The organism is Geobacillus sp. ZGt-1 (assembly GCF_001026865.1).
Classification (GTDB): Bacteria; Bacillota; Bacilli; order Bacillales; family Anoxybacillaceae; genus Geobacillus; species Geobacillus thermoleovorans.
In genome coordinates, this window is record NZ_LDPD01000023.1 from 652,584 (window position 1) to 658,733 (window position 6,150).

General features: G+C 40.4%; 5 protein-coding genes. All 5 read right to left on the minus strand.

Features of this window, described 5'->3' with window-relative positions; all coding sequences use genetic code 11:
* Positions 1-78: 78 nt before the first annotated feature.
* The 5 genes from VU18_RS12025 to VU18_RS12045 are packed head-to-tail and all read right to left on the minus strand — an operon-like array spanning position 79 to position 5,877.
* Positions 79-1,170 carry a helix-turn-helix transcriptional regulator gene (locus VU18_RS12025; protein WP_020278087.1) on the minus strand — a complete coding sequence of 364 codons (1,092 nt, stop codon included), beginning with the start codon at positions 1,168-1,170 and terminating at the stop codon, positions 79-81.
* Positions 1,171-1,208: 38 nt separating this feature from the next.
* Positions 1,209-2,405, minus strand: a complete 1,197-nt coding sequence (locus VU18_RS12030; protein WP_011232235.1) for an ATP-grasp domain-containing protein — start codon at positions 2,403-2,405, stop codon at positions 1,209-1,211.
* Positions 2,398-3,627 carry an ATP-grasp domain-containing protein gene (locus VU18_RS12035; RefSeq protein WP_014196542.1) on the minus strand — a complete coding sequence of 410 codons (1,230 nt, stop codon included), beginning with the start codon at positions 3,625-3,627 and terminating at the stop codon, positions 2,398-2,400. The genes VU18_RS12030 and VU18_RS12035 overlap by 8 nt, the downstream gene beginning before the upstream one ends.
* Entirely contained in the window at positions 3,624-4,826 is a 1,203-nt protein-coding gene (locus tag VU18_RS12040; protein WP_011232237.1) for an MFS transporter, read from the minus strand. The genes VU18_RS12035 and VU18_RS12040 overlap by 4 nt, the downstream gene beginning before the upstream one ends.
* Positions 4,816-5,877 (minus strand): low specificity L-threonine aldolase, encoded by a 1,062-nt coding sequence (locus VU18_RS12045; RefSeq protein WP_014196543.1) that lies wholly within the window; start codon positions 5,875-5,877, stop codon positions 4,816-4,818. The genes VU18_RS12040 and VU18_RS12045 overlap by 11 nt, the downstream gene beginning before the upstream one ends.
* Positions 5,878-6,150: the final 273 nt, after the last annotated feature.

The window sequence follows — 6,150 nt, forward strand, 5'->3', positions numbered from 1 at the left end:
GCAATCAAGAAAGGGAAAAGCAGAAAAAAGCCTAACCCATAAAGAGGATGCCCCGGCAACGGAGCATCCTCTTGGCCGTTATGGCTCATCGTTTCCGATGCCCAAGATCTTCTTTAAAACGGAGCAATAGTTCTTCACTTCCTTTTCGTTGATCTCATAGAGGTGATAACCGTTTTCTTTCCGCTCAATGATCAGATTGGATTGCTTCAGGAGATTTAAATGCCGTGAAACGGTAGCAACCGTAATATTTAACTGATCGGCCATCTCCTGCGACTTCATGTTTTCTTCATTCGCAATAAATGACAATATTTTCATCCGAACGATTTCAGACAATGATTTGGCAATATCGGCAACATACTGAATCTGCTCCTCATCATATCGGATCTCCATCCGATTTCCGCTCAAGGAAAGCTCTTTCCCGTTTATATAATGCCTTATATCATAAATAATATGAAGTTCACCGAGCCCCCAAACCAAAATAAATTTCGGTGACACAAAATACGAGGGATACAGTTTGATCAACTTCGTCTCTTTCGTCGGAAACTGTTCTGGGATTGGGTAATCGTACAATAGTTTTCGAACCATTTTCTCAATCCCCGACTGGTTGAGTTCCGCTCTCAATCGCTCATTCGCCTGATCCCAAAGAGGGGACAGGATTGGCTCAATATGGACGTAGCATTGCTGATAAAAATGTTCCCAAAGATAGGTCAGTTCCTGCAAATATTGCTCATAGTTCTGCGCGAATTCAAGCTGTTCGGCATTCACAAATCCGCCCAACGACGTGATTTTCGAGCGAATTTCATCAAACGGGGAAGCGGTTTGCGTTAGACAAATCTCGATCTCCTTTTCAGACAAGTAACGACCGAATAAATAATACAAAAACTCATACTGGGACACACGGTCGATATATGCCATGAGTTGAGAAAAGGTATGAGGAGCAGGCAAATCGACCAAAAATTCTGCGAGCTGTGCCCCATACTCATACCGACCGTAAAATTTTTTCAGCAACGATTCATGTTCCCGAAAAAACTGCTCAAAACGAGCAACCGGGAAATGAGGTTCACCATCCATTTTTCCCGATGAAATGTAACACTTCCTTAAACACGCCATCATTTCAAATAAAGAAGAGGTGGATAGTTCTACTTTACAATAATGGTTCACTTCTTCCATTGTGTATACAGCCATTCGACATCCCATACTTTCTGTTTTTATTCATGAACAATTTGATACTTCAACTGATCAACAAAATTGTCGCATAACCGCTGGCATTCTTCAACTGTCGACGAACAAACAATCACATGACCGGAGCGCGTATAAGAGTCCACCGTTTTCTTTATATGATCCCCTACTTGATAGTAGATGGCCCAATCTCGGATATATTCTCGATTGACTTCTGTGTCAAGAGAGATTTGTCGCAACATGCCCTCTGGAAACATAAAGAACTTGACAAGGCTTGCTTTTTTATAAATCGGTTTTACATCGGGCGGCATTTGGTTCATATAAGATAAAATTCCTAACTCATACTGGTTGAAACCAGACGCTAATTGATGTAAATAAGGGATAAAATCCCCCCCCGGTCTCGTATGCATTTCAATCACCACTGGTCTATCTTCTTCCACATCCCATTTAATCTCAATATGCCCCGGTCCATATTGGACATTCAACAAATGCAACGCTTTCATCACCACTTGTTCGATTCGTTTGACTTTCTGTTGTTCCAGTCTCGCCGGCACAATATGCCCAGTCTCTATAAAGTGAGGTTTTCCGGTTGTTTGTTTTTCGGTTATTCCTAAAATGAAATGGGTTCCTCTCCAAGATACCGTCTCCACACTATATTCCGGGCCTTTAATATACGGCTCCAAGATCCACTCGTGAGGATGATCTTGATTTCTCTTTAACCATTTTTCCCACTCCTGTTGATTGGAAATATAATCAACCTCTTTGCTTCCAAATCCGTCAAGCGGCTTGATGATGGCCGGTCTTGAATATGGAAACTGTTTAGGAAGAACAGATACCTTGCCACTCACAACGTCTAATCGTAATTCCGGATCCTTCCGCAAAATCTGGCGCATCAATCCTTTATTCCTCGTATTCACGACCGTTTCGAGCGAATTCGTTGGCAATTGCAACCTTTCACTAATATAAGCAGCCGTCTCTAGCCCTAATTCTGTAAAGCTTACGACGAGCTCCACTGTTTGATATAAACTCATGATTTTCTCAACAGTACAAAACACCTCTGTTTTCTCTGCAATGTCACGAACATAAAATACAACTTCGGCCAACTGCGCTATTTCCTTATCAATGCTTGAGTACCGATCCGCGACAATAATGGGTTTGAGTCCACATTGAAATGCTGCTTCCGCTCCATAACGGCTTGCCCCTAAAATAACAATGTATTTATTCATGTACAATCCCCCATTCCAATCGATCCATCGCCTCTTGTGTCGAGGAGATCGCGTTTTCCATACTATCGCCTTCTGCCATGACAAACCCTAACCTTTGGTAGCTGCTTTTAATTCCATTCGCCTTAAACGGCAACTTCCCTATACTTATTCTTTTTACTCCAGCTACTTTTTGCGCTTCCTCCATTCCCCTAACCGTTTGATATATCCCCTGCTCAACAGGCAGGATAAACTTAATGGCGGCATAGCGTTGTCTAGTGATCGTTACCTCTTCATATGTCCCGATTGATTGTAAAACAACATGCCTAACCATATCCACCCCTGCAGCGAATTCTACTAATTCGGGGATGCAGTCACCAGCCAGTCTAGGATTGACTTCAACCAAATATAAGTTGTTTCCGCGAACAAAAAATTCTATGTGCGCCGCTCCATAGTTTAATCCCAATAGGTCCAGCAGTTTTTTGCATCTTTCTTCTAAACCGGAAAAAGGATTTAGTTTCGGACCCGTTACATGTCCACATTCAACGGCATGAGGACCGTACGTTTCTTTTTTCGTAACGGATATTAATTTCCATCCATCAACTGTGTATAACATCTCGGCTGAAAATTCTTGTCCTTCAATCCATTCTTCAATCAGCCATTTCCTTGCCAGTTCATATCCGCGTTCATTACGCTGTCTTTGCCATTCGTGGCGCAGGGACAGTTCTAAATCACGACGATTTTGACAAATCGTCACCCCATTACTTCCACTATCATCTACAGGTTTGATGACACAGGGAAACGAGATCTCCAAATTTATGATTTCGTCAGGATGATGGATGATATGGAAAGCAGGTTGCAAAAACTCTCTAAAATGTTGACTTTCTAGATAAGTTCTCGTTATATGTTTATAACGGGCCCTTTTCAATGCTTCGATATCGTGACTCCTCACTCCCAAATAACTCGCTAATTCAGCAACTGGAATCAAGTGATAATCATCAAAAGCGAGGATTCCGGCAAATTTCACCTCAGAGCGTGCCAGTTCTTCTTTCATTCGATCCGTATCATACGTATTGATGATGACGACTTGATCAGCGAAGTTCAGCGGATGGTCATCTGTCATTGCGTTGTATTGTTCTAAGTCCATCGTCCAAAAATGGATTTTATAACCTAGTTGTTTAGCGATTTTCATCGCCTTCGTACCGGTACCTGTTGTATTCGTCTCGACAAATAACAAGTGCATCATCGCCAGTCCTTTCTCTCTACTTGATTTTTATTCGTGAAGAAAGACATTTTTCTATATGGCAGCTGAAACATATAGCCAATAAAAATCACAATGCCTATCATGGTCAAATAGAAAAAGGTTTGATGTCCAACGTACTGATATAAATTCAAACCAACGAATCCACCGATAGACTCCCACATTCCCCAAAGCACCCCTGATATTCCGAAGGCCCATGAAGAGCTTAACATCCCCTTTTTTTCTACAATCTGATGATCAATCGTAGGAACCCAAATGATTTCAGCCATGCTGAACAAGATCACGCTAACAAAGATGATCCAAAAATGATGTGAAATCCATAGCAAGAAATAAGATGCAGTGATGAGCATTAAGGCCAGCGCGTACCAATACTCCATTTTCCATTTCGGCTGTATTTTTGGATAGAAACCTTGAAGAACAATAATCGTCATCGCATTCACCGTAAAAAACAACCCTATCGTTTTTCCAGAAAAATGTTGAGAAACGACAACAGGAAAAGTTGTAAATAGTTGTGTGTACAAAAACCAAAATAACCCTGAAAAAGCAATAAATCTTATAAAGATAAAGAAATGCGGGTCCGATCTGCTGTTTTTAACGAATTGTACGATATTGATTCCCTTCTCTGCATCCTCAATGGTGATGCGAGGTAATAGCAACGAAACCCCCCCGGCCAAAACATAACAAACAATCGCCGCAATGATGATACCAAAAGAATTCCAGTCCAATAACCATCCACCTAGAAAAGGCCCAATAGAAGCACCGACGTTGACAGCGATGTTTAATAACGCAAAAGCCTGCAGCCTCTCATTTTCCTCTAATAAGGAAATATGTGTTTTCAAACTTACATTGTAAAGCGAGATCGATATCCCCAATAGCAACACGATCACGAATATCAATGTATAAGAATGAATGATCGTTAATATTGTTAGCAACAAAGCGGATCCCCATAGACCAACGATAAGACTGTTTTTGATCCCAAACTTGTTGACAACCCCCCCAACCAGCACATTACCCGCCTTTGATACAAACGTAAATGCCGCCACTGCCAAACTGGTTTCCGTAATATCCAGATCTTTCATTTTAACTAGCCATAAAGAAAGCAACGGAACATACACAAAAAAACCAACGGAATTGAAAACCCTGATGCCAAACGTCAAAATTCCCTCATTAACCTTAAGAAACATACATGACCCCTCTCGTCAACTCTTTGCATACTGCTTCAATAATATTAGCTGCTTCATCTATATCTTTTTCATTAACATTTCTACTAACCACAATCCTTACTTCATCAGGTAACCAAGGAAATAAAAGCAAGCCTTTTTTCTTGCACCTATCGACAAACTCAAATGAACTTATATGAAAGTTATTCACATGAAAAAAGATCATATTTGTTTCAACAGCATGAGGATCAACATACAGCCCATCTATTTTCGATAACATCATTGCTAATTTTTTAGTAAGCAGATGGTCTGTACGCAAATGGGATATATGATGTTTTAAAGCATGCAGTGCCGCAGCTGCATACATACCTATTTGATGAAACCCGGCTCCAAATTGTTTTCTGTAAATCCTAGCTTTGCTGATCACTTCTTTTCTTCCCATAAGCATCGACCCAAATGGAGCACCAAGTCCTTTTGCAAAACATACACTAAGTGAATCCACAAATTTTGCATAGTCCCTTAATGGAATGTTCGTTGCTACGTGTGCATTAAACAACCTTGCTCCATCCATATGTAAAGATATATTCTTCTCTCTCGTAAACCCATATAGTTGCTCAATTACTTTCAGAGGGAATATTTTCCCTTGATAATAATTAATGGTGTTCTCAATGGAAACTAATTGAGGGTGAGCGTAAAAAGGACCTCTAGGTTTAGAATGAATTAACTCCTCAACATGTTCGACTCTTAGGATCCCATCGGCTGTTCTGCATGTATGCAAAACGACTCTACTTAACATGGCAATCGAAGCACTTTCGTAAAAGTTTATATGATAGTTTGTTTCTGTAATCACTTCATTCCCTTCCGTTACTTGTGACTTTATAGCCAATTGATTAGCCATTGTACCTGTCGGAACAAACAGAGCATCCTCCACATGAAACAATTGTTTGCAATATTCTTCCAATTCAATAACACTGCTGTCCTCTCCATAACAATCATCACCTACCAAGGCATTGGCAATAACATTTCTCATTTCCTCTGTAGGCAAGGTCAATGTATCGCTTCTCAAATCAATCATCGAATGCACCTCCCTAAAATTACGTAATTACGTAATTACGTAATTACGTAATTAATGTTACTATTAATTTATTTTTTTGTCAACATTAATAAAAAAGATGTGTTCGGCTCTTCACCAAAACACAGGGGGTTTTGAGAAAATCTCCAACCTCTACACGTGAGGACAAATGGTAATTAGATGAATATTTGCTGTCTTTGTAAAGAAGCTAAATCGTAGGATGCATAAGGACACGAAGTCGAATTTGTCGCCGAACTGCCGAAAACGCCGAGCGGA

What these genes read in the sequence shown, in the direction of transcription:
- VU18_RS12025 (WP_020278087.1), bottom strand. Translation starts at nt 1,170, where the DNA reads ATGGAAGAAGTGAACCATTATTGTAAAGTAGAACTATCCACCTCTTCT.
- VU18_RS12030 (WP_011232235.1), bottom strand. Translation starts at nt 2,405, where the DNA reads ATGAATAAATACATTGTTATTTTAGGGGCAAGCCGTTATGGAGCGGAA.
- VU18_RS12035 (WP_014196542.1), bottom strand. Translation starts at nt 3,627, where the DNA reads ATGATGCACTTGTTATTTGTCGAGACGAATACAACAGGTACCGGTACG.
- VU18_RS12040 (WP_011232237.1), bottom strand. Translation starts at nt 4,826, where the DNA reads ATGTTTCTTAAGGTTAATGAGGGAATTTTGACGTTTGGCATCAGGGTT.
- VU18_RS12045 (WP_014196543.1), bottom strand. Translation starts at nt 5,877, where the DNA reads ATGATTGATTTGAGAAGCGATACATTGACCTTGCCTACAGAGGAAATG.